General features: G+C 62.9%; 25 protein-coding genes. 13 read left to right on the top strand and 12 right to left on the bottom strand.

Annotated elements, in window-relative coordinates; genetic code table 11:
* Positions 1 to 104 precede the first annotated feature (104 nt).
* A complete protein-coding gene (locus tag BWP39_RS11195) occupies positions 105 to 1,130 on the bottom strand; it encodes an aldo/keto reductase (protein ID WP_096720105.1) in 1,026 nt (341 codons plus the stop codon).
* 64 nt (positions 1,131 to 1,194) lie between these two features.
* Positions 1,195 to 2,376 carry a GNAT family N-acetyltransferase gene (locus tag BWP39_RS11190; protein WP_096720103.1) on the bottom strand — a complete coding sequence of 394 codons (1,182 nt, stop codon included), beginning with the start codon at positions 2,374 to 2,376 and terminating at the stop codon, positions 1,195 to 1,197.
* Between the two features lie 146 nt (positions 2,377 to 2,522).
* Between BWP39_RS11190 and BWP39_RS11185 the strand changes: the two genes are divergently transcribed.
* Both BWP39_RS11185 and glnK read left to right on the top strand, forming a co-directional pair.
* Positions 2,523 to 4,211, top strand: coding sequence for an NAD+ synthase (locus BWP39_RS11185; RefSeq protein WP_096720101.1), 1,689 nt, complete (start codon positions 2,523 to 2,525; stop codon positions 4,209 to 4,211).
* A gap of 98 nt (positions 4,212 to 4,309) precedes the next feature.
* Positions 4,310 to 4,648, top strand: coding sequence for a P-II family nitrogen regulator (glnK, locus tag BWP39_RS11180; protein ID WP_074265470.1), 339 nt, complete (start codon positions 4,310 to 4,312; stop codon positions 4,646 to 4,648).
* Between the two features lie 172 nt (positions 4,649 to 4,820).
* Here glnK and BWP39_RS11175 read toward each other — a convergent pair whose 3' ends face one another.
* From BWP39_RS11175 to BWP39_RS11160, 4 genes are all read right to left on the bottom strand, one after another.
* On the bottom strand, positions 4,821 to 5,951 hold the full coding sequence (locus tag BWP39_RS11175; protein WP_096722442.1) for a porin: 1,131 nt from the start codon (positions 5,949 to 5,951) through the stop codon (positions 4,821 to 4,823).
* 594 nt (positions 5,952 to 6,545) lie between these two features.
* Positions 6,546 to 7,325: an ABC transporter ATP-binding protein gene (locus tag BWP39_RS11170; RefSeq protein ID WP_096720099.1), complete on the bottom strand. Its 780-nt coding sequence runs from the start codon at positions 7,323 to 7,325 to the stop codon at positions 6,546 to 6,548.
* A 5-nt stretch (positions 7,326 to 7,330) separates the two neighbouring features.
* Positions 7,331 to 8,044, bottom strand: coding sequence for an ABC transporter permease (locus BWP39_RS11165; protein ID WP_096720097.1), 714 nt, complete (start codon positions 8,042 to 8,044; stop codon positions 7,331 to 7,333).
* Complete coding sequence (locus BWP39_RS11160) at positions 8,041 to 8,730, bottom strand: ABC transporter permease (RefSeq protein WP_096720095.1); 690 nt, start codon at positions 8,728 to 8,730, stop codon at positions 8,041 to 8,043. The genes BWP39_RS11165 and BWP39_RS11160 overlap by 4 nt, the downstream gene beginning before the upstream one ends.
* Positions 8,731 to 9,261: 531 nt before the next feature.
* On the opposite strand from BWP39_RS11160, the gene BWP39_RS11155 reads away from it, so the two are divergent.
* Positions 9,262 to 9,960: a pirin family protein gene (locus BWP39_RS11155; RefSeq protein WP_096720093.1), complete on the top strand. Its 699-nt coding sequence runs from the start codon at positions 9,262 to 9,264 to the stop codon at positions 9,958 to 9,960.
* A 108-nt stretch (positions 9,961 to 10,068) separates the two neighbouring features.
* On the opposite strand, the gene BWP39_RS11150 is transcribed toward BWP39_RS11155, so the two are convergent.
* On the bottom strand, positions 10,069 to 10,611 hold the full coding sequence (locus BWP39_RS11150; protein WP_207556753.1) for a periplasmic heavy metal sensor: 543 nt from the start codon (positions 10,609 to 10,611) through the stop codon (positions 10,069 to 10,071).
* Between the two features lie 223 nt (positions 10,612 to 10,834).
* On the opposite strand from BWP39_RS11150, the gene BWP39_RS11145 reads away from it, so the two are divergent.
* Together BWP39_RS11145 and BWP39_RS11140 are read left to right on the top strand one after the other, a co-directional pair.
* The gene (locus tag BWP39_RS11145) at positions 10,835 to 11,560 is read left to right on the top strand and encodes a response regulator (RefSeq protein ID WP_096720089.1); all 726 of its coding nucleotides are present in this window, start codon (positions 10,835 to 10,837) and stop codon (positions 11,558 to 11,560) included.
* Entirely contained in the window at positions 11,544 to 12,860 is a 1,317-nt protein-coding gene (locus tag BWP39_RS11140; protein WP_096720087.1) for an ATP-binding protein, read from the top strand. Before BWP39_RS11145 ends, BWP39_RS11140 begins: the two co-directional genes overlap by 17 nt.
* 35 nt (positions 12,861 to 12,895) lie before the next feature.
* Here BWP39_RS11140 and BWP39_RS11135 read toward each other — a convergent pair whose 3' ends face one another.
* Together BWP39_RS11135 and BWP39_RS11130 are read right to left on the bottom strand one after the other, a co-directional pair.
* A complete protein-coding gene (locus BWP39_RS11135) occupies positions 12,896 to 13,162 on the bottom strand; it encodes a double-stranded DNA-specific endonuclease (protein WP_096722440.1) in 267 nt (88 codons plus the stop codon).
* Positions 13,163 to 13,316: 154 nt separating this feature from the next.
* Positions 13,317 to 14,993 (bottom strand): sensor domain-containing diguanylate cyclase, encoded by a 1,677-nt coding sequence (locus BWP39_RS11130; protein ID WP_096720084.1) that lies wholly within the window; start codon positions 14,991 to 14,993, stop codon positions 13,317 to 13,319.
* A 559-nt stretch (positions 14,994 to 15,552) separates the two neighbouring features.
* On the opposite strand from BWP39_RS11130, the gene BWP39_RS11125 reads away from it, so the two are divergent.
* Positions 15,553 to 17,304, top strand: coding sequence for an ABC transporter permease (locus BWP39_RS11125; RefSeq protein ID WP_096720082.1), 1,752 nt, complete (start codon positions 15,553 to 15,555; stop codon positions 17,302 to 17,304).
* 23 nt (positions 17,305 to 17,327) lie between these two features.
* Positions 17,328 to 18,671: an ABC transporter ATP-binding protein gene (locus tag BWP39_RS11120; RefSeq protein ID WP_096720080.1), complete on the top strand. Its 1,344-nt coding sequence runs from the start codon at positions 17,328 to 17,330 to the stop codon at positions 18,669 to 18,671.
* Between the two features lie 67 nt (positions 18,672 to 18,738).
* Here BWP39_RS11120 and BWP39_RS11115 read toward each other — a convergent pair whose 3' ends face one another.
* The 3 genes from BWP39_RS11115 to BWP39_RS11105 form a co-directional block, all read right to left on the bottom strand.
* Positions 18,739 to 19,275, bottom strand: coding sequence for a hypothetical protein (locus BWP39_RS11115; protein ID WP_096720078.1), 537 nt, complete (start codon positions 19,273 to 19,275; stop codon positions 18,739 to 18,741).
* Positions 19,272 to 19,841, bottom strand: coding sequence for a hypothetical protein (locus BWP39_RS11110; RefSeq protein WP_207556752.1), 570 nt, complete (start codon positions 19,839 to 19,841; stop codon positions 19,272 to 19,274). Before BWP39_RS11110 ends, BWP39_RS11115 begins: the two co-directional genes overlap by 4 nt.
* Before the next feature lie 261 nt (positions 19,842 to 20,102).
* Positions 20,103 to 21,161: a sigma-54 interaction domain-containing protein gene (locus BWP39_RS11105; RefSeq protein ID WP_096720076.1), complete on the bottom strand. Its 1,059-nt coding sequence runs from the start codon at positions 21,159 to 21,161 to the stop codon at positions 20,103 to 20,105.
* A 262-nt stretch (positions 21,162 to 21,423) separates the two neighbouring features.
* Here BWP39_RS11105 and BWP39_RS11100 point away from each other — a divergent pair, with 262 nt between their 5' ends.
* The 6 genes from BWP39_RS11100 (at position 21,424) to otsA (ending at position 25,988) form a co-directional block, all read left to right on the top strand.
* The gene (locus BWP39_RS11100; RefSeq protein WP_096720074.1) at positions 21,424 to 21,741 is read left to right on the top strand and encodes a DUF883 family protein; all 318 of its coding nucleotides are present in this window, start codon (positions 21,424 to 21,426) and stop codon (positions 21,739 to 21,741) included.
* A 36-nt stretch (positions 21,742 to 21,777) separates the two neighbouring features.
* Complete coding sequence (locus tag BWP39_RS11095; RefSeq protein ID WP_096720072.1) at positions 21,778 to 22,017, top strand: hypothetical protein; 240 nt, start codon at positions 21,778 to 21,780, stop codon at positions 22,015 to 22,017.
* A gap of 279 nt (positions 22,018 to 22,296) precedes the next feature.
* The gene (locus BWP39_RS11090; RefSeq protein ID WP_096720070.1) at positions 22,297 to 23,703 is read left to right on the top strand and encodes a sigma-54-dependent transcriptional regulator; all 1,407 of its coding nucleotides are present in this window, start codon (positions 22,297 to 22,299) and stop codon (positions 23,701 to 23,703) included.
* 67 nt (positions 23,704 to 23,770) lie between these two features.
* On the top strand, positions 23,771 to 23,983 hold the full coding sequence (locus BWP39_RS11085) for a hypothetical protein (RefSeq protein WP_096720068.1): 213 nt from the start codon (positions 23,771 to 23,773) through the stop codon (positions 23,981 to 23,983).
* Positions 23,984 to 24,142: 159 nt separating this feature from the next.
* Positions 24,143 to 24,355 carry a hypothetical protein gene (locus tag BWP39_RS11080; protein ID WP_096720066.1) on the top strand — a complete coding sequence of 71 codons (213 nt, stop codon included), beginning with the start codon at positions 24,143 to 24,145 and terminating at the stop codon, positions 24,353 to 24,355.
* A gap of 208 nt (positions 24,356 to 24,563) precedes the next feature.
* The gene (otsA, locus tag BWP39_RS11075) at positions 24,564 to 25,988 is read left to right on the top strand and encodes an alpha,alpha-trehalose-phosphate synthase (UDP-forming) (RefSeq protein ID WP_096720064.1); all 1,425 of its coding nucleotides are present in this window, start codon (positions 24,564 to 24,566) and stop codon (positions 25,986 to 25,988) included.
* Positions 25,989 to 26,037: the final 49 nt, after the last annotated feature.

Below are 26,037 nucleotides of genomic sequence, written 5' to 3'. Positions count from 1 at the left end.
TGCGCAGGAGTGTCGCACAAAAAAGTGGCCCGGCATGCTGCGCGATCGATAGCGATACCGATCGCGTCATGCCGGGCCGCTGCATCACATCACGTTACGCCATGTCACACCGGCGACGGATTGCGTTCTTCGAAACCGCGTTGATGCCAGTAGGGATACGGCAGCGCCAGGTTGCTTGCCTTGTCGAGCTGCGCGATCTGCTCAGCAGTCAGCGCCCAGCCGAGGCTGCCCAGGTTCTCGCGGAACTGCGCTTCATCACGCGCACCGACGATCACGTTAGCCACAGTCGGTCGTTGCAGCAACCAGTTCAGTGCGATCTGCGGGATGCTCTTGCCGGTTTCTTTTGCAACCGCGTCGAGTGCATCGACAACGCGATAGACGTATTCGTCGTCAACCGGCGGTCCGAAGTCTGCCGTTTTGTGCAGACGGCTCGTCTGCGGCAGCGGGCTGCCGCGCCGGATTTTTCCCGTCAATCGTCCCCAGCCGAGCGGGCTCCAGACGATCGTCGACACACCTTGATCGAGTCCGAGCGGCATCAACTCATGCTCGAAGTCGCGGCCGATCAGCGAGTAGTACGCCTGGTTCGCCGAGTGACGCACGAGCCCTTCGCGATCCGATGCGGAGAGCGATTTCATCAGATGCCAGCCCGAAAAATTCGAGCAACCGACCACGCGGATCTTGCCCGCGCGCACGAAATCGTCGAGCGTACGCAGCGTTTCTTCGACGCTTGTCAGCGCATCGAAACCATGCAACTGATACACATCGATGTAGTCGGTGCCGAGGCGCTTCAAGCTATTGTTGATCGACTCGGTGAGATGGTGGCGCGTCGAACCGACGTCGTTCGGACCGTCGCCGAGCCGGAACGTACCTTTGGTCGAGATGATGACCTGCGAACGGCGTCCGGCGATCGCCTTGCCCAGAATGGTTTCGGCGAGACCGTCGGAGTAGATGTCCGCGCTGTCGAACATCGACACGCCCGCATCGAGCGCGATATCGACGAGCTTGCGTGCGCCGTTGGCATCGGTTGAGCCCCACGCCTTGAAAAAATCGTTGCCACCGCCGAAGGTGCCGGTGCCGAGACTCAGTACCGGGACCTTGAAGCCGCTTTGTCCAAGCAGGCGATATTCCATGTTGACTCCTTCGAACAGAAAGTGAGGTTGCCTACGCCACGTTGTGTTGCATGGTCCCGTGGCATCAGGTTCTAAAAGGATTGTGTTCGCGCAGTTCGTCGACGTACGCATGCATGTTCGTCGTCTCGCTGTCGAGAAACCGCGCCACCGCATCCGCGAAGGCCGGATGCGCGAGCCAGTGCGCGGAATGCGTGACGGTGGGCAGAAATCCGCGCGCCATCTTGTGCTCGCCTTGCGCACCGCCTTCGAACGTTGAAAGTTTTTCCTCGATGCAGAATTCGAGCGGCTGGTAGTACGCGGTTTCGAAGTGCAGGCACGGCACGTGTTCGAGCGCACCCCAGTAGCGGCCGTATAGCGTGCCGCCGGTCGTGCTGTTGGTCACGTTATCGCGCTGATAGACGACCAGCGAACTCGCGATCGGTTTGCCTTCGAATTCGGCGAGCACGAGCATCAGGTTCTCGGGCATCGTCGCACCGATCGTGCGGAAGAAGTTCAGATTCAGATACGGGCTCGAAAAGTGCTCGCTGTACGTCTGCCGGTAGCACTTGCTAAAAAAACGCCAGTCTTCATCAGTGATGTCTTCGCCGCGCACGCGGCGCATCACGATGCCCGCTTCGTGCACTTTGCGTCGTTCCGCACGGATGTTCTTGCGCTTCTTCTGTTCGAGCGTCGAGAGGAATTCGTCGAAGTCGCGGTAGCCGTCGTTCAGCCAGTGAAACTGCACGCCTTCGCGACGCATCATGCCGAGTTCGGCGAGCACGTCGGCTTCGTCGGCGGTCGGGAACAACACGTGGAGCGACGACACATCCGCCTGCTCCGCGAACGCAAGGAGCGTCGCGGCGAGGTGGCGGCGCGCGTGTTCGTCGGTGGCGAGCAGGCGCGTGCCCTGGACCGGCGTGAACGGCACGCCGCACAGCAGCTTCGGGTAGTACTCGATGCCGTTGCGTTTGTACGCATCGGCCCATGCCCAGTCGAACACATACTCGCCGTATGAATGCCCTTTTGCATAGACCGGCGCGGCCGCCGCGAGCTTGCCGGTGCGCGGGTCGGTCAGCGTGACGAACTGCGGCGCCCAGCCGGTCTCGGCCACCGCGCATTGCGTCGCGTGCAGCGCGCTCAGGAATTCGTGGCGCAAAAACGGCGTGGGTTGAGCCTGCCGGGCGAGGAGGGCGTTCCACTCGGCTGCGTCGATCTCCGACGGCGATGCCAGAATGCCCGTGCGATAATCAAAACGTTCCTGATTCAATCTGTGTGATTGTTCCGGTCTGCCCGGCGCATCGCGATTGGCGGCGCGCCGTTCGTTGTTCTGGTGTTTGATCCGTTTCTGTCCATCTTGCCGAGCCACTGAAGCTGTTGCAGCCGGCAAGCCGCACGGCTTGCCACTATCCCGCCATGAAGACCCGAATCGCTCTTGCCCAACTCAATGTCACCGTCGGCGATTTCGCCGGCAATGTCGCGAAGATCGTCGCCGCGGCACGCGCAGCGCACAACGATGGTGCGAAGCTGCTGATCGCCCCGGAACTCGCGCTCTCCGGCTATCCGCCCGAAGACCTGTTGCTGCGTCCCGCGTTCTACGCGGCGAGTGCCGTGGCGCTCGCCGATCTCGCTGAACAACTGCAGCCGTTCAAGGGCCTGCATGTGGTGGTCGGGCATCCGCATCGCGACACGGGGCTCGGCCATGGTAATGCAAACGCGCCGATCGAGCGCGGACTGCCACCGGTCGACACCTTCAACGCCGCATCGCTGATCGTCGACGGCAAGGTGGCCGGCACCTATCTGAAGCAGGATCTGCCGAATACCGAGGTCTTCGACGAGAAGCGCTACTTCGCATCGAGCCCGAAGCCGTTCGTGTTCGAACTCGATGGCGTGAAGTACGGCATCGTGATCTGCGAGGACGTGTGGCATGCCTCGGCGGCACAGCTCGCGAAAGCGGCTGGTGCCCAGGTGCTGCTGATTCCAAACGGCTCGCCGTATCACCTGAACAAGGAGGCGGTGCGCATCGACATCCTGCGTGCGCGGATCCGCGAGACCGGCCTGCCGATGATCTACGTGAACATGGTCGGCGCACAGGACGAGCTGGTGTTCGACGGTGGCTCGTTCGTACTCGACGCGCAGGGCGAACTCGTGGCGAAGATGGCGCAGTTCGAGGAGGGTCATACGATCGTCGAGTTCGACGGCGCGACACCCGTGCGTGCCGCAGTCGCGCCCGAGCAGTCGCTCGAAGCGCAGGTGTACGCGGCGCTCGTCCTGGGCGTGCGCGACTACATCAACAAGAACGGTTTTCCGGGCGCGTTGATTGGTCTGTCGGGCGGTGTCGATTCCGCGCTGGTGCTGGCGGTGGCGTGCGATGCGCTCGGTCCCGACCGCGTGCGCGCCGTGATGATGCCGTCGCGCTACACCGCGGATATTTCAACCACCGATGCCGCCGAAATGGCGCGCCGCGTCGGCGTGCGTTACGACGAAATCGCGATTGCGCCGATGTTCGACGCGTTTCGCACGTCGCTTGCCGGCGAGTTCGCCGGCCGCGCCGAAGATGCCACCGAAGAGAACATTCAGGCGCGCATCCGCGGCACGCTGCTGATGGCGCTGTCGAACAAGTTCGGCGCGATCGTGCTGACCACCGGCAACAAGAGCGAGATGGCGGTCGGTTATTGCACGCTGTACGGCGACATGGCCGGCGGTTTCGCGGTGCTCAAGGACATTGCGAAGACGCTGGTGTATCGGTTGTGCCGCTATCGCAACGCGGCGACCTCATTCGCGACGCGCGATGTGATTCCCGAGCGCATCCTGACGCGCGCGCCATCGGCGGAACTGCGCGATAACCAGACCGACCAGGACAGCCTGCCGCCATACGAAGTGCTCGATGCGATCATGCGCATGTATATGGAAGAGGATCGATCGCTGGCGGAAATCGTCGCGGCCGGGTTTGCTGTCGACGACGTCAAGCGCGTCACGCGTCTGATCAAGATCAACGAATACAAGCGTCGTCAGGCGCCGATCGGCATTCGCGTGACGCATCGTGCGTTTGGGCGCGACTGGCGCTATCCGATCACATCGCGCTATACGGAGCCCACCGAATAACGTCGTAGCCAGTTTCCGGTGCGTGAGCAACGCGCCCGGTGCGGCGTAGAATCGGCAGCATCCCTAGTTCTGTTTTTCGACACCGAAAGAGGTCCGCCATGAAACGCATCACTGCAGTCATCAAACCATTCAAGCTCGACGAAGTGCGTGAGGCGCTTGCGGAAGTCGGTCTGACAGGACTGACGGTCACCGAAGTCAAAGGCTTCGGCCGTCAGAAAGGGCACACCGAGCTGTATCGCGGCGCGGAATATGTGGTCGATTTCCTGCCGAAAGTGAAGATCGAAGTCGTGGTGGCGAACGACCAGTGCGATCAGGTGATCGACGCGATCATCGGCGCGGCGCGTACTGGCAAGATCGGCGACGGCAAGATTTTCGTCGCGGAAGTCGAACGTGTGATTCGCATCCGCACCGGCGAAGAAAACGAAGCAGCCGTTTGAGCAGCGTGTTTCGCAGGCCGTGATGGTCCGGCATTGCACCGTACCGGTGCGTGCAGCACATGCGGCTCTAAAATAAAAAACGGTGCGATCCCCTTGACGGACATCGCACCGATACGCGCCTCTCGCAGCAGCGTGAAAACGTTTCTACATCTGTTCTGTCAGCAACGTCCGATTAGAACGAGTGCTGGATACCTGCGTACACGCCGGTCTGGCTCTTGCCCGGCAGCGGGTTTTCGTTGTAGCCGGCGGAGGTTTGACCACCAGGGCCCGCGTTGTTGGCATCGAGGCCAAAGTTAGCGTTCTTGCTGTTACGCACCGACGCGATCTGGATGTCCAGCAGCGTGCGCTTGGACAGGTTGTACGAACCGCCAACCGTGTAGATCGTCGCGTTGCCAGCACCGTTGTTGGCGTTCACGTGATACACGGCTGCGATCAGTGCAGCGGCCGGCGTGGCTTGCCACGTTACGCCGCCCCATGCCTGGTTGGTCGTTGTCGGCGTGCCGAACGGAACGTTCGTCTCGCCTGACGTGCGGACCACCTGGTAGACGCCCTGCAGCTTGAACTGACCGAGGAACACGTTCACACCGGCGAAGTATTCACGGCCGAAGGCAAACGGGCCATTGATGCTGCCTGCTGTCGGGTCGCCGAGGCTACCGGTCGTCGCGTTGCGGATTTCGTCGTACAGGCCACGAATCTGGAACAGCGAGTTCGTGTAGGTAATCTGCAGACCGTCCTGACGACCTTGGGCTGCACCATTGCCACCGTTCCAGCTCGTCGAGTTCGACAGCGAGTACTGGCCGTACACGTCAAAGCCACCGAACTTCGGCGACTGGTACGACACGTTGTTGCTCGATTGCGTCCAGTTACGGCCGCGTACCAGCGATGCCGACGACCAGTTCGACTGGCCAAACGGATCGAAGTCCCACACGCCGTTGGCGATGAAGAGTTCACGACCGAGGAGCAGGGTACCGAACTGGTCGTTCGCTACACCGACCGTTGCCCAACGATTGAAGATACCGTTGTTGCCCGGGCCTTGACCGTTCATCGTGTTGAAGCTGCCTTCCAGCTGGAACAGCACCTTGTTGCCGCCACCGATGTCTTCAACACCCTTCATGCCCCAGAGGCTCGTACCCCAGTCGCCGCTCTCAGCTCTGAAACGGCTGGTGGATCCGCCGCTGCTGTTCTGAAGGCCGCTGATGTATTCGAGACCAGCGTCGAGGCGTCCATACAGCGTGACGCTACTCTGTGCCTGTGCCGCTACGCCGATCGTCAGCAGCGAAGCCGCGAGCAATACTTTCTTCATCTTCTCCTCCATACCCTGTCAAAAAGTAAACCCAGTTACTGCAAGAGTGTCCGGACGCGCGAACGCCGAACAGAAATCTTGTTTTGGGGAGATTCGCGGACGGGTCGGACGCGATGGGGGACGAGCAGCCGCGCGGGCTGTCTATTCGTCTTTCCGATCCCTCGCGACCGGTATCTCCTGTGTGGTTTGAAGTGAAACTACTTTTAATGAACTTTGTTTTGCTACTTTGGTTACTAATTTAGCAAAAATAGCCTGGCGTGGGCGAAGAAATTAGAACCCCTCCGAACAATTGTCGCCAAATTGCAATACTGTCATGCGCAGCAACACTAAACACACCCTCTATTTATCCTGAAAACCCTTGTCCAGTAAGGGAAACACGGATCGGCGCAAGCAATCCTAAGGATTGCCACTATTGACGCTGAAAATCGACGGGAGTAATGCGTTTTGTGCGGGATTTTGTGCACATTGCGGGACGCGGAGGCTCGAAATGTGTACCTGGCGGACAAAATAAGAAAGGCGCTGTAAGCGCCTTGTAAAACTACATTAACTACATTCGCGAGTTGGGCCGCGTATTTACCACGGTCATCATCGCTTTCATTTAAGACTGCCGGCAAGAAACTGCCGAAGTCGCTCGCTTTTCGTCCGGCCAAATACCTCGTCCGGCGGACCTTCTTCCTCGACGCGCCCCTGATGCAGGAACATCACGTGGTTCGACACGTTGCGTGCGAACGCCATTTCGTGTGTGACGACGATCATCGTGCAGCCTTCTTCGGCGAGCGTCTGCATCACCTTCAGCACTTCGCCGACCAGTTCGGGATCGAGCGCGGAGGTCGGCTCGTCGAACAGCATCACGTCCGGATGCATCGCGAGCGCCCGGGCGATCGCCACCCGCTGCTGCTGGCCGCCCGACAGATGCGACGGATACTGCTTTTCCACACGCGGCGCGAGGCCCACCTTTTCCAGGTAGGTGCGGGCGCGCTCTTCCGCTTCCTTGCGCGACAGGCCGAGCACGTGACGCGGCGCCTCGATGACGTTTTCCAGCACGTTCATGTGCGCCCACAGGTTGAAGTGCTGGAACACCATCGCGAGCTTGGTGCGCACGCGCTGCAACTGCTTGTGATCGGCCACGCGCAGCGCGCCGTGCTTGTCCTTCGCCGTGCGCACTTCCTCGCTGTCGACGAAGATGCGGCCCGCGTTCGGTTGTTCGAGAAAATTGATGCAGCGAAGCATCGTGCTCTTGCCCGAGCCCGACGAGCCGATCACGCTGATCACATCGCCGCGGTTCGCCCGCAGCGACACGCCCTTGAGCACTTCGTTGTCGCCGTACTGCTTGTGCAGGTTGTCGATAAACAGCTTTTGCGTCGGGGTACTCATTTGACTCATTTCCCTTGCGGCCGCAGATAGGCGAGCCAGCGGCGTTCGGCACGCCGGAACAGGCCGACGAGCGTGAACGAAATAGCGAGGTACAGCAGGGCGGCAATGCCGAATGCGCCGAACGATTGATACGTGGCGGAGTTCACGTCGCGCGCGATCTTGAGGATGTCCGGCACGGTCGCGGTGAATGCCACGGTCGTCGCGTGCAGCATCAGGATCACTTCGTTGCTGTAGTAGGGCAGTGCGCGGCGCAGCGCGGACGGCAGGATCACGCGCCGGTACAGCGTGAACGACGACATGCCGTAGGCGCGGGCCGCTTCGATCTCGCCGTACGGCGTGGCCCTGATCGCGCCGGCGAAGATTTCGGTGGTGTACGCGCAGGTGTTCAGCGTGAAGGCGAGCAGCGTGCAGTGCATGCCGTCGCGGAAGAATGCGTTGGTCAGTTCGTGATTGCGGATCACTTCGAGGCTGTAGAGGCCGGTATAGCAGAGCAGCAGTTGCACATACAGCGGCGTGCCGCGGAACACGTACGTATAAAGCCACACCAGCGATGACAGCCACTTCTTCTTCGACACGCGTGCAACCGAGAGCGGAATCGACAGGCAGAAGCCCAGTCCGATCGACACGGCGAGCAGCCACAGCGTGATCGCGACGCCGGTGAACCGATAGCCGTCGGTGTACAGATAGTTGCGCCAGTACTCCTGAAACAGCTCGATCATAGGTCCGCCTTGCGTACGCCGGTGGAGTAGCGCTTTTCGAGGTACATCAGCACGAAGTTCGACACCGTCGTAATGCCCAGATAGATCGCACCCGCGAGCAGGGTGAAGAAGAAGAACCGCAGCGTGCCCTTGCCGGCATCCTGCGAGGCCTTGACGACATCGGCGAGACCGATGATCGACACCAGCGCGGTCGCCTTCACCATCACCTGCCAGTTGTTGCCGATGCCGGGCAGCGCGAAGCGCATCATCTGCGGGAACATGATCCGTGAGAACACCTGCCAGCCGCTCATTCCGTAGGCCGAGCCCGCCTCCAGCTGGCCGCGCGGCACCGCAAGGAACGCGCCGCGGAAGGTTTCGGTGAAATACGCGCCGTAGATGAAGCCGAGCACCGCGACGCCCGCGACAAACGGATCGATATCGATTTGATCCCAGCCGAGCAGGTCGGTCAGGTTGTTGAGCCAGATCTGGATGCTGTAGAACAGCAGCAGCATCAGTACGAGATCGGGCACGCCGCGGATCAGCGTCGTATACAGCGTGCCGACGCCGTTGGTCAGCCGGTTCTTCGACAGCTTCGCCGCTGCGCCGAGCAGGCCGAGCAGGAAGGCGAAGGCAAGCGACAAGACCGCCAGCTTGACGGTTTGCCACGTGCCGGAGAGGATCAGCGGGCCGTAGCCTTGAAGAAACATAAGGGTCCCTGACGGTGCGCCGTTGCGCCCCGCGAAAGACGCGGCTACCAGTGCGCGCGTACCGCGGAGTCCCGGTGAACTCCAGCGATGCGCGCGGTGTGGTGTGCCGCTGTGCAAATCATGACTGCCTTGCCGTTGCCGGCCCGACAGCGCGTTTTCCGACTGACTACGATTGCTTTTGACTGCGTGTGATCCGCGTGTACCCGTTAGCGCCTGTAGTCTAGGCGGCCAAAAATGCGCCGCCGCTTTCATCTTTCGTACGCTGCATTTCCTCGCGCCGCCCGGTGGACAGGGCTGTGCGGGGAAGTGTCCCGATGCGGACCACCGGAAAAGCGCGGTATTTTACCCGAACAGACGGGGTGCGCCAGTCGGGTACACCATCACGGGTAGCGGGAAAAACCGCTATCGCTCGCGACATGACGCCGCGGATTGGGTGGATTTACGGAACGATCCGGTGCAGTGGCGCGGATTGTATGAGGGGCATGTCGGCCATACATTGTTGACATCGCACATTGATGACTGGAGATCGACATGATCGAGATTCGCCGCTCCGCCGAGCGAGGCCACGCAAACCACGGCTGGCTCGACTCGTATCACAGCTTTTCGTTTGCTGACTACTACGATGACGCACATACGCACTATGGCCCGCTGCGCGTGATCAACGAAGACCGCATTGCAGCCGGACAGGGTTTCGGCGCGCACGGCCATCGCGACATGGAAATCGTGACCTACGTGCTGGATGGTGCGTTATCGCATCGCGACAGCATGGGTAACGGCTCGACCATCCGCCCCGGCGACGTTCAGCGGATGAGCGCCGGTACCGGTGTCAAGCACAGCGAGTTCAATGCGTCGAAGGAAGCGCCGCTGCATCTGCTGCAGATCTGGGTGATGCCGAAGCGCGTCGGCGACCAGCCGGGCTACGAGGAAAAGCGCTTCGAGGATGCCGAGAAGCGCGGCCGTCTGCGCGTCGTCGCTTCGCCGGATGGGCACGATGGGTCGGTGACGATCCATGCGGACGCATCGATCCACGCGGGGCTGTTCGACGGCGCGGAAGAAGGGCAGTTCGCCCTGCCGGCGGGACGGCGCGCGTACGTGCACGTCGCGCGCGGTGCAGTGAGCGTGAACGGCACCGCGCTGCAGGCCGGCGACGCCGCGATGATCGAGGGTGTCGATAACGTGACGCTCACGAATGGCGAAGCGGCCGAAGTACTGCTGTTCGATCTTGCCTGACGCCGTTGCCGCCGTTGCGGCAGTAGTTGCAGATAGAAACAGACGCAGAAGCAGAAACGCCACGCGACGAATTGCCGCGTGGCGTTTTTTTATGCACACCGACCGCGCTTATGGTTTGAGGCCAATCGCCCCCGACGCGCCGTCATGCTGTTCCCAGCGTTCGTGCATCTTGTCGCGGCGTGCCGCCATCTTCGCGAAGTGCTGTTTCAGCGCAGTGCTAACGATGGTCTTCTGCTGATCGTTCAGGCCGTTGTAGAAGTTCAGCCAGGCGGTCGTGGTCTGCTCGCGCAGTTGCGCGTTCTGCTGTTCGACGCGCTGGTGCGCGTCATGCAGCGCGTTCAGATCGAGAATCGGCTGCTGCTGCAGCGCCTCGAACTGCTGCTTCATCTGCTGATGATTCGCACGTGCTGCGCTGCGATTCTGCTTCATCGTGTCGAGCGCGGCCTGCCATTGCTTTTCCTGATCGGCATTCAGGTTCAACTGGCTGTGCAACTGGTTCAACTGCTTCTCAAAGTGACCGTGGTGCCAGCCGGGGCCGCCCGCGGCGGCGTCGGACGGTCCTGCGGCGTAGGCGATGCCGACGCCCAGAGCGAGCGAGGCGGCAGCAACGGCGAGGAAGCGCGTGGGTTTGACGGACATACTGTTGGACATCGAGGTACTCCTTGTGATGAACTAGCCGGCGATGCGGCAGGTACGGAAACAGCGTCGCCGCATCCGGTAATGCACAGCGTAGAGGCGCACCCGGTGCGTCGTGTTACGCCGCATGCCGGCGGTGTTACGCGACGTTACGCGCGCCTTTCGCGGTAACACCCGGTAACCCTTTGACGACCGGCGGGGGCCGAAACGGCTGGTCTGGCGCGTTAAACTTCGCCCCATGACTACTCAAATCCTTGTCGTCGACGACGACGTCGAACTGCGCGACCTGCTGCGCGACTACCTTGCCCGTCAAGGGATCGAGGTTTCGGTGCTGCACGATGCCGGCTCGCTCGAACGCCGGCTCGAACGCGAGCGTCCCGATCTGATCGTGCTCGACCTGATGATGCCCGGCGTCGACGGGCTGACCGCGCTGCGCAAGCTGCGCGCGGCCGGCGACGATATTCCGGTGATCATGCTGACTGCCCGTGCGGACGACGTGGACCGTATCGTCGGTCTCGAACTCGGCGCGGACGACTACCTCGGCAAGCCGTTCAACCCGCGCGAACTGCTGGCGCGCGTGCAGGCGGTGCTGCGGCGGCGCCGTACGCTGCCGTCGGCGGCGGCGCCGGAGCAGCGCGAGCCGTTTACGTTCGGCCGCTTCACGCTCGATTTCCAGTCACGCACGCTGCATCAGGAAGGCCGACCGCTTACGCTGTCGGGCAGTGAATTCGCGCTACTGAAGATCTTCGTCAACCACCCCATGCGCACGCTCACGCGCGAACGCCTGCTCGAACTGCTGCACGGCCCGGAATACGACGGCACCGATCGCGGCATCGACGTGCAGGTGTGGCGTCTGCGGCGCATCCTCGAAACCGATCCTTCGGTGCCACGCTTCATCCAGACAGTGCGCGGGCGCGGTTACGTCTTTGTGCCTGACGGCGAGCAACATGCGCCGTCCCATTGATACGCTGTTCGGACGACTGACGTTCCTGGTCGTCGGCGTGCTGCTGATATCGCATTTCGCGGGCTATGTGCTGTTTCGCCTCGAACGCAACCAGTTTCAGAATCGCTACGCAGTAGAAGAGGCGGTGTTCCTCGTCGACGCCGTGCGCCAGCACGTCGTGCACGATCCCGATCAGCCGTTGCCGTCGCGGGTGCGGCTGGTCGATCCCAGCAGCGATGCCGTGCCGCCGGACAATCCGAATCTGCCGGCGTCGCTGCGCCGTTTTGTCGACGATGTGCGCGACCGGGTGCCGAACACAACCCAGGTGCGCATCGGCACACCGGGCAAGCCGCCCACGCTGTGGGTGCGCGCGGCTACCGACCCCAACTGGATCGTCGTGCCCGTGCAGCCGTTGCGACCGCCGCGCTCGTTCGACCGGATGGTGCTGTGGCTGACCATCATCTTTTCCGCTGGCGTGATGGCGGCGTTGCTGGCCGCCTGGCAGTTGCAGCAGCCGTTGCGCTCGCTGGCGCAGGCGGTTGCGCGCTTCGGCCGCGGTTTGCCCGTGCCGCCGCTACCGGAACGCGGGCCACGCGAACTGCGGCAACTCACGCATGGTTTCAACCAGATGGTTCAGGAAGTCGCGCGTACCGAGAACGACCGCGCGGTCATGCTCGCGGGTGTGGCGCATGACCTGAAGACGCCGCTCGCGCGGCTGCGGCTGCGCGCCGAGATGATGGACGAAGCGAAGACGCGCGACGGCGTCGTGCGCGACGTCGATTCGATGACCCATATCGTCGAGCAGTTTCTGGTGTTTGCGCACGACGGCGCGGATCGCAGCGAAGCGGTCGAGGTCGATACGCAGTGCGACCGCATCGTGCGCAGCTATCGTGCCGTGGCGGCCGGTGCGCCGGCTGTGCAGAGCGATCTGGCGGCAGGCGAGGGCTTCCGGCTGCCAGCCGCGACGCTCGACCGGATTCTGTCGAATCTGCTCGATAACGCACACGCGTACGGCGCACCGCCGATCGTCGTGGCGACTGCGCGCGTCGCGGGTGGATTCACGCTATCGGTCAGCGACAACGGTAAGGGGATTGCCGCTCAGGATTTGCTCAACGCGAGCCGGCCGTTCGTGCGGCTCGATCCGGCGCGCGGCGGCAACGGTCATAGCGGGCTCGGTCTCGCGATCGTCGAGCGACTGGTGCGTCGCGCGGGCGGCGAATGGGAAATCGGCAATCACGACGGAAGCGGTCTGCGGGTGCTGATGACGTTCCCGGACGAAGTCATGCCGAAGGTGGCCACGGCCGCGCAGAGCGCCTGGTAGACTGCGGCGCTTATCGTCTATTCGCGCCCGTTCGTCTATTCGGTGAAGAGCGTGTTGAGCGCGGCGGCGGCTTCACTGTCTACGGTGTTCCACGTCACCGTTTCCGCTTCGAAGATGTAATGCGTCGTGTATTTGCCGAGGCGCGCGAGGATTTCCTCCTGAATCAGTTCCGGCGCCACAGCCAGCTTCAGGTACCACGCGGTTGACGACAGGCGGGTCTGAAATGCGCCGTATTCGGCCAGCAGATGGTCGAACGCATCGGCATCGTGATCGCGGCAGACGATGACCAGATTTCCCTTCATGCAAACCTCCCGGTAGAGCAGTAACGACATCAACCTTCTGACGAAAGTCGCGAAGGGTGATGATACCTGCCTCGTCCGGAAGCGCTGAAGTCACGACGAATCGATCTACTCCGGCTTGCCGTGCCCGAGTGGCCGCATTCACCAGACCACCAGATCACCAGGTGATCGCAGCGGTGCGCGCGGGTGGCGTCGCATCGCCGGCACGCACCGCTTCGCTGCGATCGCGCCCGCCCGACTTCGCCGCGTAAAGCGCATGGTCCGCGCGGCTCATCAGCCGCTCTGCCGCATCGTCGGGGCCGAGTTCGGTGATCCCGATGCTTACGCTGAGCTTGACCGGCGCCGGTAGGGTTGTGGAAGGCACGCTCTTGAGCCGGGTGCGCAGCCGCTCGACGGTTTCGAAGCCGGCCGTGAGCGCGGTGGCCGGCAGCAGGATGCCGAACTCCTCGCCGCCCAGCCGGCCGATCGCATCGCCGTCGCGCAGCTCGATCCGGCAGGTATCGACGAAGTGTTCGAGCGCCCGGTCGCCGGCAGCATGGCCGAAGCGGTCGTTGATCTGCTTGAAATGGTCGAGATCGGCGATGGCCATGCATAGCGGTTCGCCGGCGCGCCGCGCGCGTTCGATCTCGTGGCGCAGCAGGTCGAGGAAATAGCGCCGCGAAAGTGCACCGGTCAGTGCATCATGGCGTGCCTCGGCGGAGAGCAGCGTATTGGCTGCTTGCAACTGTTCGGCAAGGTGACGCGTCGCGCCATGATGGCGGCGCTCGCGCAGGTACGACAGGGTGAGCACGCAAAGCAGGGCGGCGCCGCCCGCGAGCGTGACGAATACCAGCACACGGTCGCGCCGGTGCGTGTACACGAGCTCCGGCCACGCGGCGACCGGATCGACGATATGCGAGGCGAGTTTCGAGTTCAGACCGTCGCGTACCTCGTATAGCGCGGGTAACTGGTGGACGCGCGTCTGGAAGAACTGGCCCGCTAGCGCGTCCGGTACCCACGGCGCGTCGTCGTGCAACTGACTGACGGGACGAATGCTCAGGTCCGCAAAATTATCCCGTCGATACACCTCGCTACGTTCGGCGGCGCTCATCTGCGTCGCACGCGAACCTGGCAGTGCGTGGTTTTCGAGCGTGTTGTCGTGGGCCATGATGATCACGCCATTGCCGTCGGTCACGAAGGTGCCCGGGTGCGCGACCCAGTGCCGCAATCTCGCGATGCCCACCCGCGCGACGACCGCGCCGACCAGCGCGCCGTCGTCGTAAACCGGCACGGCGATGAAGATGCCGGGCTCGCGGTGCCTGGCCGTCACCCCGTAAATCTCCTCGAAGGCACCCAGTAACACATTCGTCAGCCAGGCGCGCGAGTGCATGTCGATACCGACCAGCGAGCGTTGCGCGGTCGCGTTGCTCGAGGCCACGCACAGGCCGTTGGCATTGACGAGCCAGATGTTGTCGAGCCCGGAGTAGCCCTGAGCGTTGCTCAGGAAGCGGCTGATCGCGGCCAGCGCAGGTTGCCTGAGCAGCGCGTCGCGTTGCGGCGGTTCCGTGCCGGCGCCGTTCGCGGCATAATCCTGCGACTGCGCGAGCGCGTGCTGGATCGTATCGAGTTCGGCCATCGTCGCGGGGACAGCGCGGAACATCGCGAAGTCGCTGGCGATCACCTGGGCCATGTTATCGACCACCGACGCGGACATCTGCCGCTGCGTGCGTACCGCGGCATTCAGTTCTTGCTGTACCATCCGGTCCGCGGCCAGGCCGGCCGCGAACCAGCAGACGAACGCAATCAGCAGAAGGCTGACGGGTCCGGCTGCCGCACGCAAGTTAGTCCTGTTCATCGACCCTCTGGTCCGTCGATTTTGTCTGGATGCCGCGAGGTCGTTTTTGGCGCGGCGGTTCGATTTTAACCGCCGGAGGTATGCGCGGATGTGTGCTCGCGCGCACGTACGTCGGCAGGTTCATCACGGTTGAGCGAGGCGTTGTCTGAATGCGTGGGCGCCGCGGGGGTGTGGCTCGCATGCGACGTTCAGACGATAGACGAGCGAGGCGGCCGCAGATTCAGCCGCTCCTTTGCCGCGAAAGGTTGTGCCTGAAACACAGGTTGTAGTAGTGTCGTGCCGTCCAAAACAAGGAAAGCTCGCCGGTTTCCGGACGCTCCGTTGCCCCGTCGTAACGAATGCGTTCTTCGTGCAGCAGGTGCCGGTGCTGTTCGCCGCGCCGGTTGCCACACCCGGCCACTGCGTCTTAACGCCAACGAATTACCGCGCACAAGCGTCCAGTCATGTCTGATTTCCGCTTTCCGGACCGATCCTTCCCCTGCCACCCGCGCTGGACGCGGCTTTCCACAGTCTGCACGGCGGGTCCGATCCCGGCTCGCCGCTATCGGGAGGGCATCTGATGGACTTCAGTTTCAATCTGAGTCGCACGGCCAATGCGTCCGCATGGCGGGTTCTGCCCAACCGCTGGGACTTCGTCGCGTTCCCGCTGATCATCTGCCTGATCGCGATGGCGGCGATCGGTTTTCATGAATCGATGGCGCCGATATCGACGCTGAAAACCCAGGTCATCTCGCTCGATCCGACCAATCTGCCCGAATACGCGATGCGCACGACACTGCGCATGCTTGCCGCAATGGTTGCTTCGCTGACCTTCACACTGGTTTACGGCACGCTTGCGGCGAAGAGCCGGCGCGCCGGTCTCGTGCTGGTGCCGATTCTCGACATCCTGCAGTCGGTGCCGGTGCTCGGCTACATTTCGTTTACGGTGACCTTCTTTCTGGCGCTGTTCCCGGGCCGTGTGCTCGGCGCCGAACTCGCGGCGATCTTCGCGATCTTCACGAGCCAGGCCTGGAACATGACGTTCAGCTTCTATCAGTCGCTGCGCACCGTGCCGCGCGATCTCGACGAAGTGTCGCGCGGTTTCCATCTGACGTCGTGGCAGCGTTTCTGGAAGCTCGAAGTCCCGTTCTCGATGCCCGGTCTCATCTGGAACATGATGATGTCGATGTCGGGCGGCTGGTTCTTCGTCGTTGCATCGGAAGCGATCACGGTCGGCAACAACACGATCACGCTGCCGGGCATCGGCGCGTTTCTCGCGCAGGCCATCTCCGAGAAGAACCTGCATGCGATCGGCTGGGTCATCCTGGCCATGACCGTCGTGATTCTTGCCTACGACCAACTGCTGTTCCGTCCGCTCGTCGCGTGGGCCGATAAGTTCCGCATGGAAAACACGAGTTCGGGCGATGCGCCGGAGTCGTGGCTGCTCGACCTGATCCGCCGCACGCGGCTGATTCACCGTCTGCTCGTGCCGCTCGGCTGGCTGTTCGCGAACGCGGCTCGTGTGCCGCTGCGTCTGCCGTCGTTCGACCGCGCGCGCTTCGCGATTCCGCAGCGGCAGAAATCGTCGCGCGTCGGCGACATCGTGTGGGCGATCTTCGTGATCCTGCTGACGGTGTACGTCGTGTATCGCGTGATCGAATACGTCAGCACCGGCGTGTCGCTCGGTGAAGTCGGGCATGTGATCGTACTCGGGCTCATCACGTTGCTGCGGGTGGCGCTGCTGATCGCGCTGTCGTCGGTGATCTGGGTACCGCTCGGTGTGCTGATCGGGCTGCGTCCGGCGCTCGCCGAGAAGATCCAGCCGCTGGCGCAGTTTCTGGCCGCGTTCCCGGCGAACCTGCTGTTCCCGGTATTCGTGATCGTGATCGTGCGTTTTCACCTGAACCCGGACATCTGGCTGTCGCCGCTGATCGTGCTCGGCACCCAGTGGTATATCCTTTTCAACGTGATTGCAGGCGCGAGTTCCTATCCGAACGACTATCGCGAGGTGGCGTCCAACTTCCGCATTCGCGGCTGGCAATGGTGGCGCCAGGTGATGTTGCCGGGCATCTTCCCGTACTACGTGACCGGTGCGATCACGGCGTCGGGCGGCGCGTGGAACGCCAGCATCGTGGCCGAATACGTGCAGTGGGGCGATACCCGGCTCTCGGCACACGGCCTCGGCTCGTATATCGCGCAAACCACGGCCGCCGGCGATTTCCCGAAGATCATCCTCGGCATCGCCGTGATGTCGCTGTTCGTGACCTTGTTCAACCGCCTGCTGTGGCGTCCGATGTACGCCTATGCTGAATCCAAGCTTCGGCTCGACTGACCGCTTCATTAAGGCCAAACGCGATGCAAAATCCTAAAGCTGCCGTAACCGCCGGGTCCACCGATATGCCGAGGCCGCCGCGCCTCGGCGACGAAATCCTGAACGTCAAGGAAGTGTGCCGCGGCTTCAACAAGTCGCAGGGCGAACTGCTGGTCCTCGACGGCGTGAACGTGGCGCTGCGCGAAGGCGAGATCGTCGGCCTGCTGGGTCGTTCGGGCTCGGGCAAGTCGACGCTGTTGCGTATCATCGCCGGACTGATCGAGCCGACCGGCGGCGACGTGACCTACATGGGCCAGCCGCTGGACGGCCCCGCCAAGGGCGTCGCGATGGTCTTCCAGACCTTCGCCTTGTTCCCGTGGCTGACCGTGCTGCAGAACGTGGAAGCGGGCCTCGAGGCGCAGGGCGTCGGAGCACGCGAGCGACGCGAACGGGCGCTTGCCGCGATCGATCTGATCGGTCTCGACGGGTTTGAAAACGCGTATCCGCGCGAGCTGTCCGGCGGTATGCGGCAGCGCGTCGGGTTCGCGCGCGCGCTCGTCGTCGATCCGACCTTGCTGCTGATGGACGAACCGTTCTCCGCACTCGACGTGCTGACCGCCGAAACCCTGCGTACCGATCTGCTCGATCTGTGGACGCAAGGGCGCATGCCGATCAAGTCGGTGCTGATCGTCACGCACAACATCGAAGAAGCGGTGTTCATGTGCGACCGGATTCTGGTGCTGTCGTCGAATCCGGGCCGCGTGATCGCGGAGATCAAGGTGCCGTTCAAGCATCCGCGCAACCGGCTCGACCCGGCCTTCCGCCGGCTCGTCGACGACATCTACGCGAAGATGACCGCGCGTCAGACCGACGAGGCGACGAAGAAGGGGCTGGAACTGGGCAGCTGGTTGCCGCAGGTGTCGACCAACCTGATGGCCGGTCTGATCGAAACACTCGCGGCGCCGCCGTATCACGGTCGCGCGGACATGCCGGAAATCGCCCGTTCGCTGCATCTCGAGGTCGATGATCTGTTCCCGATCGCCGAAGTGCTGCAGTACCTTGGGTTCGCCGACGTGCGCGAAGGCGACGTGTTCCTCACGCCGCCCGCGCGCGTGTTCTCGGAGTTCGGTACGCAGGAGCGCAAGATGATGTTCGCGGAACATCTGTTGCGCCATGTGCCGCTTGCCGCGCGGATCAAGAAGGTGCTCAACGAACGCCCCGGCCATCGCGCGCCGCGTGTGCGTTTCGAACAGGAGCTGGAAGATTTTCTGTCGGACAGCGCCGCGGAAGAGACGCTCGATTCCGTGATCGACTGGGGCCGTTACGGCGAGATCTTCTCGTATAACGACCAGACGGAAATTTTCAGTCTCGAGGACGTGGAGTCCTGAGCGACGGCAGTGTGCGCGTGGTGGTGTGGCACGGCGTCAGGCGGCGCGTGCCATGCCACTGCGAGCGTTACTGCAGGTTGCCCCAGCGATCGACGGCCGGTTCCGCCGACGCCCATTTCCATCCCTTGTCCTGACGGCAGGCGCTCGCGATGTACCAGCGAGCTGGCGCCTGCGGCCCGTCGCCATCCACCACCGAGAACACGAACTCCTTGCAGATCGCGAGCGCTGAGGCGAACGCGCGCGTCACGCGGACTTCGCCGTGACCGTTCTCGATCGGCAGGGTGTGCTTGACGCTCCATAGCCGCGCATCGCCGACCGGCATCGCACCGGCCAGCGCGGCGATCAGGTTCTGCTGATCGCTATGCATGTCGCGCATGAAGCCGTTGACGGCTTCGTCGGTGGCGGCCTGGACGGCGATGCCGACACCAATGCCGACCGCCGGGTTCACAGTCACGAGGCCCGTCGCGACACCGGCTGCCGCACCGCTCGCCGCACCCACCGACGAACAACCGTTCAGCAGCACACCGGCACCGATGCAGAGCACACCGGCCAGTGCCACGCGCGCTTTCACCCACATGCGACGGTGAGCAATGCGGCCGCTCATTGCAGCGCGCCCCAGCGCTCGGTAGCCGGTTCAGCCGAGGCCCATTTCCACGCGGCACCGTCGCGACAGATCGATGCGACATAGAACGCGCTCGCAGCGGGGACATTCTGCGTGGCGGTCCGATCGACCGAGAAGACGATTTCCTTGCAATCGAGTTCACCGCTGCTGATGGTCCGGCTCACGGTGACGCGGCCGTGTTCGTCGTCTTCGAGCGGGACGGAGTGGGTGACGCTCCACGGCGCGATGGCGCCGACATCGAGCGGACCGGCGATCTTCGCGATGCCATCCTGGGTATCGCGGTGGACGACGCGTTCTGTGTACTGGACGCCGGCTCGCGCGGCGGCGACTGCGCCGAGGCCGATGCCGGTGGCTACCGCAGCGTTGTGTGTGACCTTGCTGGCGAGTGCTGCGCCGCCGATGCCGGCGCCGGCGACTGCACCTTCGGAATAGAGTGAACTGCATCCGCCGAGACTGGCAGAGAGCGCTGCCAAAGCGAGGGTCAGCGCAGTGAGTGATGCGAGACCTGGAGGTAAGGCGCGGGCGGCCCGGTGCATTCTGTTTGGCATGTTCCCTGTCTGTGCTCCTGCATGCGCCACGCGCGATAACATTGCGCGGCGTGGCTTCTTTTATGCAGTGGCATTGTGCAGGATGCTTTTTGCAATTGGCATAGGAAAAGTGCAAACAATTGCAAAAGTGCGTGCAGTGCGTGGGTTCTTTTGTTTAAGCGTTGTGGTTTGAATCGTGGCGTCGCGTAGGTGGTCTATACGCGCTCGAACGTATCGGACGGTATCGCGAGAATGCATCGCCGCATGCCGCGGCCGCACGCATTACGCTTCGTCGCTGGTTGGTTCGTCAGCCGCTTCGTCACCGTAGGTGCTCAAGCGGTTGTAGAGCGTTTTCAGGCTCACGCCGAGCGCCTTGGCCGCGCGTCGCTTGTCGCCGCCGCAGTACTTCAGCGTGCCGAGGATGATCTGCTTCTGCGCATCCGCGAGCGGCGTGCCGATCCACACGCTCATCGAGTCGCCCTGGGTGAGCGGCTTTTTTATGCGCGCCGCGAGATGCGGATGCGGCAGTTCGACGACCGTTTCCGCGAGGATGAATGCGCGGTATATCGCGTTCTTCAGTTCGCGCACGTTGCCGGGCCACGACCACGTGCGCAGGGTGTCGAGCGCGCGTTTGCTGAACGTCTTGTTCGCGCCTTCCTGTTCGTTCAGTGCGGCGAGGAAGTATTGCGCGAGCAGTTCGCGATCGCCTTCGCGCTCGCGCAGCGGCGGCGCGCGCAACGGAAACACCGCGAGCCGGTACATCAGGTCTTCGCGCAGGCCGTTTTCCTTGACGGCCACGGCTGGGTCGCGATTGGTCGCGGCGATCACGCGCACATTCGAGTGAATCAGTTCCGTGCCGCCGACCCGAAAGAACGTGCCCGTCTCCAGCGCGCGCAGCAGTTTGACCTGGCGCACCGGCGACATCTCCGTGACCTCGTCGAGAAACAGCGTGCCGTTGTTCGCGTGCTCGAAGTAGCCGATCCGCCCTTGAACGGCACCGGTGAAACTGCCTTTCTCGTGGCCGAACAGTTCGGCCTCGATCAGTTCGTCGGGAATCGCGCCGCAGTTCACCGCGATAAACGGCGCTTCCTTGCGCGTGCTTTGATCGTGGATCGTCCGCGCGACCAGTTCTTTGCCGGTCCCCGATTCGCCGATGATCAGCGCGGTTGCATCGGTGGAGGCGACGCGCTCGATCTGCTCGTAGAGATCGAGCATCGCCGGCGACGAGCCATACAACAGACCATACGACCTGAGCCCCGCAACGTGCTGTGCGTTGCGAGGCTTCACCTGTGCCGCTGTGGTGCCGCCGGCAGTGGGCGAGTCCAGATCGATTGACGCCATAAACGGGTAGTCCTGTGCAAAAGTGGTTCGGTGTTCGATGAGTTCACTATCTCACAAAAAATGATTTAACCATCCAGGGATAGGGTGCGGCAATGCACACGAGCGTGCTTCGACCTGTTTGCCGGTGTTGGATTCAGTGTTCGTATCCAGGGCAGGTACGCGGCTTGCGCGGTGTAGACGTGAATGGCGGCGCTCGAAGCGAAAACCTGAAAGCCACGTAAAGCCCGATAGCCGCCGCGAATCCACGACCTTGGAGCGTTAGATGACAGAAACCACGGAACAACTGGCCCTCGGCCGGCAGAAGATCGTCGAGGATCTGCGCGTGCTGCTGACCGACTCGGAAGAGATGCTGCGGCTCGCGGGCGCGGTACCCGGCGAGGGCGTCGATGCGTTGCGCGAGCGTCTGCGCACGCATGTCGATGCGCTGCAGGACACGCTGTCCGATGCGCAGTCGGCGGCGCATCGGCGCTATCGGGCAGCGGCTATCAACACCGAACGTTATGTGCGCCACAACCCGTGGCAGGCCGTCGGCATTGCGGCTGGTATCGGCTTCGTGCTCGGTGCGCTGGCTGCGCGTTGATAGAGGCAAGGTTCCGCTTATCTACGGAGATTCGCGATGGCACGACATCGGATTGGACTATTCGGCGTACTGGTTGCGGTCGGCGGCATTCTCGCGCTGCGCTGCGTGCAGAAGAGCCGCGCTGCCCAGACAACGACGGCGCGCGAAGTCAGCCGCTGGGAGGGCGAGGGTGGCGCAATCGCGCGGGCTGCACCGGCGGCGCCGGCAGTAAAAGGCGCGAACGGCTTGCATCATCCGGGCGCCAACGGGAACGCGTGGCCATTTCCGCGCGGCTGACGCGTCCCAACCCATCGACGGCATGCGTCACTACCCCGGCGGTTGTTCGTCTATTCGTAATATCGCCGTATAATGATCAAATTCACAACAATCAAGTAATTTTTACTGCGCAAAAGCAGTAATTGTTGCGCGGTTGTGCTAAGTCGATGTGCAGGGAGCCGCGAGGGGAGCGGCTCGCAGGGTGAGCATCCACTTCTGTCGCGGTGCGTTTATCCCGCGTTTATCCCGTTTCCCCGCTGCATTTCGGCATTCCCATCCCATCCACGCTACTGAGGCGCGATGCCACACGTACTGATTGTCGATGACGATCCGGCGACCCGCGAGGCGCTGGCCGCCATCATCGGAGAAGACGGCTTGACCACTGCCACGGCGGGCGACTTGCGCGAGGCGCGCATCCAGCTCGTGCGGCAGATGCCGGATGTCGTGTTTACCGATCTCAAGCTGCCGGACGGCAGCGGCGTCGACCTGTTCGAAGATCTCGATCCGCGCTCGGGTGTCGAGGTGATCGTGATCACCGGTCATGCGACGGTCGAGTCTGCCGTGAGCGCGCTGAAAATGGGCGCCGCCGACTACCTCGTCAAGCCGATCAACATGCAGCGCGTGAAGGCGATCCTGTCGCGTTTGCCGCGCCCCGGCGACCTCAAGGCCGAGATCGGCACGCTGCGCGGCGAGTTGCGCCGGATGGGTCGCTTCGGCTCGATGCTGGGCAATTCGCCGGCGATGCAAGAGGTCTATGACCAGATCGGCCGGGTCGCGCCGACGGCGGCGTCCGTGATGCTGGTCGGCGAATCGGGCACCGGCAAGGAAGTGGCGGCACTGACCGTGCATGAGTTGAGCCTGCGCCGCAAGCATGCGTTTCTCGCGGTGAACTGCGGCGCGATTTCGCCGAACCTGATCGAGTCGGAGATGTTCGGCCACGAGCGCGGTTCGTTCACCGGGGCGGACCGTCAGCACAAGGGGTATTTCGAACGCGCGAACGGCGGCACGTTGTTTCTCGACGAAATCACCGAGATGCCGGTCGAGTTGCAGGTGAAACTGCTACGCGTGCTCGAGACCGGTATGTTCATGCGCGTCGGGACGACGAAGGAAATCGAGACCGACGTGCGCGTGATCGCCGCGACGAATCGCGACCCGGAGCAGGCGGTGCTCGAAGGCAAGCTGCGTCTCGATCTTTATCACCGCCTGAACGTGTTTCCGATCAGCCTGCCGCCGTTGCGCGAGCGCGGCAAGGACGTCGAACTGCTCGCGCAGGCGTTCCTCGAAGATCTCAACGAGCGACACAGCACGCGCAAGCATTTCCCGCCCGCGGTCAAGGAGATGCTGATGTCGTACCCGTGGCCGGGCAATGTGCGCGAGCTGAAGAACTACGTGCAGCGCGCGCACATCATGTCGGGCACGGATTCGGACAGTACCGCGACGGTGCCGTTGCAGATCACGCTGTCGAAACCCGCTACCGGAACCGCGGTGACGATTCCGTTCGGCACGTCGCTGGCCGAAGCGGACCGTCAGCTGATTCTTGCGACACTCGACCAGTGCGGCGGCGTCAAGACGCGCGCCGCGGAGATCCTCGGCATCAGTCTGAAGACGCTGTATAACCGCCTCGTTGAATACGGCAACGACGCGAACCGTGCCGACGAAGCAGACGCCACCGACGAGTCGCGTGCACTCGGCGGTGCGGATGCCTGAGTCTGGCTGCTGCGGCTGACGGCATAGCCCTTGCTGCGGCATAAGGAATCACACGACGGAGTTCTTTATGCCGCACCACGAGCCGCACAACCCGCCGCCCAGCAAGATCCATCCGATGATCGCGCATCGTCCCGAGCCGACCGATCCCCCGATGCCCGACGAGCCCTACGATCCCGACACCGAGCCGGGCCCGGCGCCCGAGCTGCCCGAGCCCGGTACGCTGCCGATCGGCGATCCGCCGCCGCAACCGAACCAGACGCCCCAGGCAGGCTACGCATAGGCTATCCGCGCAGTCTTTACGCGCGACACTTCGCCGCGCCGCCACGTTGATGTAGCCGTTACAAAAACGGCGCATCTTTTACCGGCAATTTGACGCGACGGGTTCTAGACTACGTGAGCGCCACCGCTACGGTGGCGGCCTTCCCCAGGAGGCACGGCCATGAGACACCCTGCATTGCGGCGCTCCGCGCGCCACTCGAAGCGCGATTCGCGCCCCGGCTCCGGATCGGACGGCCCGCCGCCGACCCCGGACCCCGCCGCACAGAACCGCATCGCGCCTGATGCGCCACCCGACGGCGAACACAATCAGGGCGGCGTGCGGCCGGAAGGGATCGAGTATCAGCGCGACCTCGGGTCCGAGCAGGACGCCTGAGCGCAACGCCGCACCGCGACCATCGGTCAGGTCGCGCGTAATCACCCCGGTGAAAAAATTCTGTGCGACGCGTGAGCGTGGCTGGCTTCTGCTCGTCCATCGCATGTGCATGCAGCATCACCGACTATTTTTGAGATGAGGCACGTCGTTTGCATACGTCGATCAGGCACATCCCGCATGCAATGACTATCAAACGAGGTGGAGCCGAATGAGTAGATTGATCGTGGTATCGAATCGCGTTGCGCCGACCCAGGAAGGTCGCCCTGCTGCCGGCGGACTCGCCATCGGTGTGCTGGACGCCCTAAAGGAGACCGGTGGCGTGTGGTTCGGCTGGAGCGGCGAGACCGTCGCGGAGCCGTCCGATCCGGTGATCGAGAAGCAGGGCAACGTCACCTACGCAACGGTCGGTCTCACGAAGCGCGATTACGATCAGTATTACCGCGGGTTTTCGAACGCGACGCTGTGGCCGGCCTTTCACTACCGGAACGATCTGTCGCGCTACGATCGACAGGAATATACGGGCTATCTGCGCGTGAACGAGACACTCGCGAAGCAGCTAAAAGCGCTGCTGCAGCCCGACGACATCATCTGGGTTCACGACTATCACCTGCTGCCGTTTGCGCGGTGCCTGCGCGATCTCGGCGTGAAGAATCCGATCGGTTTTTTCCTGCACATTCCGTTTCCGGTGCCCGAGGTGCTGCGCACCGTGCCGCCGCACGAGGAACTCGTGAGGAGCATGTGTAGCTATGACGTGATCGGTTTTCAGACCGATGCGGACCGGCAGTCGTTTGTCGACTACATCGAGCGCGGCGGTCACGGCAGCGCGAGCGACGACGGCATGCTGCACGCGTACAACCGCTTCATGAAGGTCGGTGCGTATCCGATCGGGATCTATCCCGATGCGATCGCGAAGGCGTCCGTGCAGTTCAGCGACCGCAAGGCGGTGAAGAGCCTGCGCGATGGTCTGCGCGGTCGCAAGCTGATCATGAGTGTCGACCGGCTCGATTATTCGAAGGGGCTCGTCGAGCGCTTCCAGGCATTCGAGCGACTGCTGTTGAGTGGGCCGGGCTGGCATGGTCGCGTGTCGCTGGTGCAGATCGCGCCGCCGACGCGCTCCGACGTGCAGACCTATCAGCGCATCCGTCAGACGCTCGAAGGGGAAGCGGGTCGGATCAACGGACGCTTCGCGCAACTCGACTGGACGCCGATCCAGTATCTGAATCGCAAGTACGAACGCAACTTACTGATGGCGCTGTTCCGGCAGGCGCAGGTCGGCTACGTGACGCCGTTGCGCGATGGCATGAATCTGGTCGCGAAGGAGTATGTCGCGTCGCAGGACCCGACCGATCCTGGTGTGCTCGTGCTGTCGCAGTTTGCCGGTGCAGCGGAACAATTGCCAGGCGCGCTCGTCGTCAATCCGTTCGATCTGTCGCAGATGGCCGAAGCGCTCGAGCGTGCACTGTCGATGCCGCTCGCGGAACGCCAGGCGCGCCACGCCGACATGATGGCGCCGATGCGCGAAAACAATCTGTCGGTCTGGCGCGATACGTTCCTCGCCGATCTGCGCAATGTCGCGACGGCTTCGTCGGTGGCGGAGAAGGCGGTGAAGCTTGCGGATGTGACGGCGTCGTAGCGGCTGCGCACCTTTGTGTTGGCGCGGGCGGGATTCAGGAGCAGACGAA

The sequence above is a fragment of the Paraburkholderia acidicola genome, from assembly GCF_002362315.1.
Classification (GTDB): Bacteria; Pseudomonadota; Gammaproteobacteria; order Burkholderiales; family Burkholderiaceae; genus Paraburkholderia; species Paraburkholderia acidicola.
Note: the sequence above shows the minus strand (reverse complement) of the source record. Positions and strands in the feature narration are given on the sequence as shown.

What these genes read in the sequence shown, in the direction of transcription:
- BWP39_RS11145 (WP_096720089.1), top strand. Translation starts at nt 10,835, where the DNA reads ATGACTACTCAAATCCTTGTCGTCGACGACGACGTCGAACTGCGCGAC.
- BWP39_RS11140 (WP_096720087.1), top strand. Translation starts at nt 11,544, where the DNA reads ATGCGCCGTCCCATTGATACGCTGTTCGGACGACTGACGTTCCTGGTC.
- BWP39_RS11120 (WP_096720080.1), top strand. Translation starts at nt 17,328, where the DNA reads ATGCAAAATCCTAAAGCTGCCGTAACCGCCGGGTCCACCGATATGCCG.
- BWP39_RS11160 (WP_096720095.1), bottom strand. Translation starts at nt 8,730, where the DNA reads ATGTTTCTTCAAGGCTACGGCCCGCTGATCCTCTCCGGCACGTGGCAA.
- BWP39_RS11085 (WP_096720068.1), top strand. Translation starts at nt 23,771, where the DNA reads ATGCCGCACCACGAGCCGCACAACCCGCCGCCCAGCAAGATCCATCCG.
- BWP39_RS11115 (WP_096720078.1), bottom strand. Translation starts at nt 19,275, where the DNA reads ATGAGCGGCCGCATTGCTCACCGTCGCATGTGGGTGAAAGCGCGCGTG.
- BWP39_RS11095 (WP_096720072.1), top strand. Translation starts at nt 21,778, where the DNA reads ATGGCACGACATCGGATTGGACTATTCGGCGTACTGGTTGCGGTCGGC.
- BWP39_RS11080 (WP_096720066.1), top strand. Translation starts at nt 24,143, where the DNA reads ATGAGACACCCTGCATTGCGGCGCTCCGCGCGCCACTCGAAGCGCGAT.
- BWP39_RS11090 (WP_096720070.1), top strand. Translation starts at nt 22,297, where the DNA reads ATGCCACACGTACTGATTGTCGATGACGATCCGGCGACCCGCGAGGCG.
- BWP39_RS11150 (WP_207556753.1), bottom strand. Translation starts at nt 10,611, where the DNA reads ATGTCCAACAGTATGTCCGTCAAACCCACGCGCTTCCTCGCCGTTGCT.
- otsA (WP_096720064.1), top strand. Translation starts at nt 24,564, where the DNA reads ATGAGTAGATTGATCGTGGTATCGAATCGCGTTGCGCCGACCCAGGAA.
- BWP39_RS11105 (WP_096720076.1), bottom strand. Translation starts at nt 21,161, where the DNA reads ATGGCGTCAATCGATCTGGACTCGCCCACTGCCGGCGGCACCACAGCG.
- BWP39_RS11185 (WP_096720101.1), top strand. Translation starts at nt 2,523, where the DNA reads ATGAAGACCCGAATCGCTCTTGCCCAACTCAATGTCACCGTCGGCGAT.
- BWP39_RS11155 (WP_096720093.1), top strand. Translation starts at nt 9,262, where the DNA reads ATGATCGAGATTCGCCGCTCCGCCGAGCGAGGCCACGCAAACCACGGC.
- BWP39_RS11175 (WP_096722442.1), bottom strand. Translation starts at nt 5,951, where the DNA reads ATGAAGAAAGTATTGCTCGCGGCTTCGCTGCTGACGATCGGCGTAGCG.
- BWP39_RS11100 (WP_096720074.1), top strand. Translation starts at nt 21,424, where the DNA reads ATGACAGAAACCACGGAACAACTGGCCCTCGGCCGGCAGAAGATCGTC.
- BWP39_RS11165 (WP_096720097.1), bottom strand. Translation starts at nt 8,044, where the DNA reads ATGATCGAGCTGTTTCAGGAGTACTGGCGCAACTATCTGTACACCGAC.
- BWP39_RS11130 (WP_096720084.1), bottom strand. Translation starts at nt 14,993, where the DNA reads ATGAACAGGACTAACTTGCGTGCGGCAGCCGGACCCGTCAGCCTTCTG.
- BWP39_RS11125 (WP_096720082.1), top strand. Translation starts at nt 15,553, where the DNA reads ATGGACTTCAGTTTCAATCTGAGTCGCACGGCCAATGCGTCCGCATGG.
- glnK (WP_074265470.1), top strand. Translation starts at nt 4,310, where the DNA reads ATGAAACGCATCACTGCAGTCATCAAACCATTCAAGCTCGACGAAGTG.
- BWP39_RS11170 (WP_096720099.1), bottom strand. Translation starts at nt 7,325, where the DNA reads ATGAGTACCCCGACGCAAAAGCTGTTTATCGACAACCTGCACAAGCAG.
- BWP39_RS11110 (WP_207556752.1), bottom strand. Translation starts at nt 19,841, where the DNA reads ATGCCAAACAGAATGCACCGGGCCGCCCGCGCCTTACCTCCAGGTCTC.
- BWP39_RS11135 (WP_096722440.1), bottom strand. Translation starts at nt 13,162, where the DNA reads ATGAAGGGAAATCTGGTCATCGTCTGCCGCGATCACGATGCCGATGCG.
- BWP39_RS11195 (WP_096720105.1), bottom strand. Translation starts at nt 1,130, where the DNA reads ATGGAATATCGCCTGCTTGGACAAAGCGGCTTCAAGGTCCCGGTACTG.